The sequence below is a fragment of the Pedobacter sp. HMWF019 genome (assembly GCF_003061025.1).
In the GTDB taxonomy this organism is placed as follows: domain Bacteria; phylum Bacteroidota; class Bacteroidia; order Sphingobacteriales; family Sphingobacteriaceae; genus Pedobacter.
The window spans coordinates 1-4270 of sequence record NZ_QAIL01000310.1 but is presented as its reverse complement, the minus strand read 5'-3'; the positions used below and the strand labels follow the sequence as shown (position 1 = coordinate 4270).

5 protein-coding genes, 3 tRNA genes and 1 pseudogene are annotated in these 4270 nt (G+C 36.1%); 6 read left to right on the top strand and 3 right to left on the bottom strand.

The annotated features are described in order from the left end of the window. Positions 1-27 precede the first annotated feature (27 nt). From DBR11_RS17475 to DBR11_RS17455, 4 genes are all read left to right on the top strand, one after another. Positions 28-393 (top strand): glyoxalase superfamily protein, encoded by a 366-nt coding sequence (locus DBR11_RS17475; RefSeq protein ID WP_108553930.1) that lies wholly within the window; start codon positions 28-30, stop codon positions 391-393. A gap of 213 nt (positions 394-606) precedes the next feature. Then, the gene (locus DBR11_RS17470; protein WP_146186572.1) at positions 607-888 is read left to right on the top strand and encodes a hypothetical protein; all 282 of its coding nucleotides are present in this window, start codon (positions 607-609) and stop codon (positions 886-888) included. 161 nt (positions 889-1049) lie between these two features. Beyond that, entirely contained in the window at positions 1050-1235 is a 186-nt protein-coding gene (locus DBR11_RS30645; RefSeq protein ID WP_108553928.1) for a PLDc N-terminal domain-containing protein, read from the top strand. A gap of 354 nt (positions 1236-1589) precedes the next feature. After that, complete coding sequence (locus tag DBR11_RS17455) at positions 1590-2471, top strand: prolyl oligopeptidase family serine peptidase (RefSeq protein ID WP_108553926.1); 882 nt, start codon at positions 1590-1592, stop codon at positions 2469-2471. A 44-nt stretch (positions 2472-2515) separates the two neighbouring features. On the opposite strand, the gene DBR11_RS17450 is transcribed toward DBR11_RS17455, so the two are convergent. From DBR11_RS17450 to DBR11_RS17435, 3 genes are all read right to left on the bottom strand, one after another. Continuing rightward, positions 2516-2588 (bottom strand) — tRNA-Ile (locus DBR11_RS17450). A 10-nt stretch (positions 2589-2598) separates the two neighbouring features. Further along, positions 2599-2672 (bottom strand) — tRNA-Pro (locus tag DBR11_RS17445). Between the two features lie 238 nt (positions 2673-2910). Next, positions 2911-2984 (bottom strand) — tRNA-Pro (locus DBR11_RS17435). A gap of 318 nt (positions 2985-3302) precedes the next feature. On the opposite strand from DBR11_RS17435, the gene DBR11_RS17430 reads away from it, so the two are divergent. Together DBR11_RS17430 and DBR11_RS17425 are read left to right on the top strand one after the other, a co-directional pair. Continuing rightward, a complete protein-coding gene (locus DBR11_RS17430; protein ID WP_108553925.1) occupies positions 3303-3884 on the top strand; it encodes an RNA polymerase sigma factor in 582 nt (193 codons plus the stop codon). 108 nt (positions 3885-3992) lie between these two features. Next, positions 3993-4270 (top strand): annotated as a pseudogene (locus tag DBR11_RS17425) (FecR family protein); the annotation flags it as partial.

Sequence of the window (4270 nt, the reverse complement as noted above, 5' to 3'; positions counted from 1 at the left end):
GATTAGTGAAATTATAAAAATCTTTATATGGCACTGATAATACCTATCCTCCGGATGTTCGATTATCATAAAGCAATTGAGTTTTATGTAGACTGGCTTGGTTTCAAAATAGATTGGAAGCATAGCCCGGAAGGGTCTCCGATTTATATGCAGATCTCGCTGCGGGATATTGTATTTCATTTATCAGAGCATCATGGTGATTCCAGTCCTGGAGCACATTTGCGGATTGAGGAGTTTAAGTCTCTAAAAGACTATCATCGGCAACTTCTTGATCAGGAATATAAATACAACCGTCCTGGTATAATGGTGCCTGAGTGGGACGATAATGAGATTCTGGTTACAGTGTATGATCCTTTTGGAAACAGGATTTCTTTTAGCGAAGTGACAAAATAGAATGTATGAGATTTCTTTGTTCAATTTAACAGCTTAGCTCGGCTAAAGAATGACACAAAAAATAAAAAATATAATCTCTTTTTGCACTTTGGCCTTTTTTGTTTGTATGATAGGCGGATGTTCTGAGAAACCTGACTTACAAAAAAGGGATTTATATGTTAAAGATTTTAAAAGAGCTGACCTGGGAAATCTGCAATGTACTGGTTGAAAATTTTGGAAACATATCCTAATGAATCAGTTTGTAGTGGCAAAATAACCAATGCAAACCTTTATATCTGCGAAAACATAGAGAATAGAGATACGCTATGTGTTTTTGAAACCTGTAGTAAAATTCCTGATTTTGCTAAAGAAAAATTGTATGAGAATTTTTGCATTATGAAAGAGAACATCAGAAAGGATGTACCTGAAATAGTTGTAATTTCTGTTCCTAAATCATTTAAGATGCCAGGTAATTTAAAATATGTATTTTCAAATTTAACTAGACTTATAGATTAAGATGCTGCACTAAGTATCTGGATTTAAAGAGATGTAAAAGTTAAAATTAACCCTCATGATAAACGAAGAAAATATACTAAACACGCTCTATCATTCCAATGATGATTTTACTAGTCCATTTGTTAAGTTGAAGTCTATTGTTACTTAATATATTCGCGTTTATGATAATTGGGCAATTTATATTATTGGCTGTTGTATTGATTTATATTATATATGGCATTGTTAAAACTCTAAAAAATAACAAGCTCAGTCTCTTACATAAGATTGTGTGGATTGCTATTATAGTATTGCTTCCTGTTCTTGGTACATCTGCTTATTTAAGAACAACTTTCATTCCTAGACCTTAGGAGTCGGTCTTTATGTAATTATACTCCATTCCAGATAACAAGTAGATTTGAATAGGAAAGCAGCGGTACCCTCTTATGAGGAAACAGAAATTAATAAGACGAATACCAATTCCAACGCCTTGTATATTTATTACCCTAACGGTCCTTTTAAGTGACTACAGTGGGGTAAGCGATGGCCTTACAAAAATTGGTTTTCCTTTTGTTTTTTATGCAAGACACAGGAGGAAAATGTAACGATTGCAGTACTTTGAAATGGTTCAAATGGTTGTATTTAGTTATAGATATATTGTTTTCTTTTGGTTTGTACCTTGTGATAAGTAACTATAGGTTTGTAAAAATTAAGAAACAAATAAAATGAGGAAAACACACACCATTTGGCGTAAATATTATGGATTTCATCTCTATTTCACTGCGTTGATTTTCACGTTATGTACATTACCATCCTGCCAAACTTCCTATAAAAACTATGGAACGAGCGTCATACCTTTTAAGAACGACAGCGTAGCCACACTGGAGTCTAAAAAATTACTTAACAGCTTAAATGATCAGGATTTTCTCTACCGATCCTTTTTAACCAAGAGTAATCAGAGCATACCTTATCGCTTATTAACTCCCTATAACAATCAGCCGTCGAAAAAATATCCACTGATCATTACATTTCATAATTCAAGCAGGATAGGATCTGACAATAAAAATCAGCTGGAACCATTGGCCAGAATCTGGCTCGAGAAAAATATAAGAGAAAAATTTCAGGGATATATCGTAGCCCCACAATTCGCCACCCGCCCCACTATATATGCCCCAGATAGCAAAAAGGGGATACTCACTTCAAAGGCAGAACCTCAACTGTTCGCTATTGTAGATCTGATCGATTCCATAAAGAAAGAATACAATATTGATGAAAACAGGATTTATCTTGTAGGTTACTCTATGGGAGGGTCATCAGTCATTGATCTCCTTAATTTTAAGCCAGATAAGTTTGCAGCAGCCGTAGCTATTGCTGGTGTACCACAGTTTGATCATACAGACTCACTTAAGAATGTTCCTATATGGCTAATCCATGGAGAAAAGGATACCGAAAACCCATTTTCCGGGAGTGAACAACTATATCAGGAGATCAACCAATACCGGAAAACCAGATACTGGATCTTTGAAAACAGAACACACGATAATATCGTTTCAACGGCACTTCTCGGCGAAGATATACCGAAGTGGCTGTTCTCTAAGAAACGCTGAGCATACCAAGACTCTCCAGGCTGAAGTATTATATGAAAACCATGTGGAAATAAAAGGACTCGAACCTTTAACCGATACCGTATAAGAGTACTGCTCTAACCATTGAGCTATATTTCCATTTTTATTGTAGAGTAACCCGGACTCGAACCGGGAACCTTCTGCTCCCAAAGCAGGTAATCTGACCAATTGATATACTACTCTAAAAATTTCCGTTAAAACAAAAAGTCCCCTTAGACTTATCTAAGAGGACTTTTTGTTTTAAATATTTAAATTCAATACATAGCTATCCCCTTCGATAAATCGGTTGCGGTATAAAGCTTTGTATTGATGTTGTTTTCATATTTTAATTTTCTGTTACCTATGTTTTCCTGCATGGACTCGAACCACAATCTTCTGAACCAAAATCAGACGTGCTACCATTGCACCACAGGAAAATGTGTAGAGTAACCCGGACTCGAACCGGGAGCCTCCTGCTCCCAAAGCAGGTAATCTAACCAATTGATATATTACTCTAAAAAATCTTGTTAAAACAAAAAATCCCCTTAGACTTATCTAAGAGGATTCTCTGTTTTAAATATTTTTATTCAATACATAGCTTATCCTCTCCGATAAATCGGCTGCGGTATAAAGCTTTGTATTGATGTCATGTTCATGTTGCAATAATACACAAATTTTTAATTATCCGAAAATTTTTTTACTGGCATTGGATTGAAGAACGCTCAAAGTGTTAATAAAACAAGGGTTGCATGACCGGCAATTCATTGGTAATACGTTTTTTCTTTGCAGGGAAAGCGATAAAATGATAACTTACCAGCAGTTTGATCAGTTAAGATGCTTCAGGATAGTTTATACAATGCGAACGATACCGAACTTTTGCTCCAGCTAAGTAAAGGGTCCAGGCCTGCTTTCGATGCGCTGTATAACCGGCATTGGAAGCAAATATATAATGCTGCATATAAAAGGCTAAACGACGAACAGCAAGCCCAGGACATTGCCCAGGATGTGTTTGTCCAGTTATGGACCAGAGGCACAACATCCCCGATTGAAAATCTGGCTGCCTATCTGCATACCTCTGCCAGAAATGGAGTTTTTAAATATTTTGAAAAGCAGGGCAAACAAAGTCCACTCCCCGATACCATTGAAAATATAAGCGATGAACATGATCGTGCGGATGCGGGAATGCTCCATCAGGAATTCCTGGATGCCTTTAATGAATTGGTAGATACATTGCCAACCCAACAGCGGATCATTTTTAAAATGCGTTTCGAGCAAGATATGAACAGTCAGCAAATCGCAGATCAGTTGGGCATTTCCCCTAAAACCGTAAGAAACCAACTCGGCAAAGCTCTGGCCGCACTAAGAACATCACTTCTGGTTTTTCACCTCCTTTTTGCGATGTATTCTGTCTGGTAGTTCAAATTCCGACAGTAATAAATACCACAGATTCAAAAAAACAAAAAATATTTTGCAACGGCGTGGGCTATTTTAGAATTTCAGACTCTATTCTATATAGACCAGACCATGAAAGACGCTCAAAAAAAATATTTTCTTGAAATTTTAGAGAAATACAGGAAAAAAGAAGCAAATAGTAAAGAGATTAAATTCCTTGAAACCTATTACGATATGTTTGAAGAGAATGAAGACCTTATTAATGAAGAAAATGAAGGTAATTATCTCCATTTAAAGGAAAATATTAAAACTGCCATCGATAAAAAGATCAGCAGTCCAAACAACTATGGCAAAGAAACCAAAATGGTCTGGTTTAAATATGCAGCTGTTGCCGCTGCATTGATCATGGT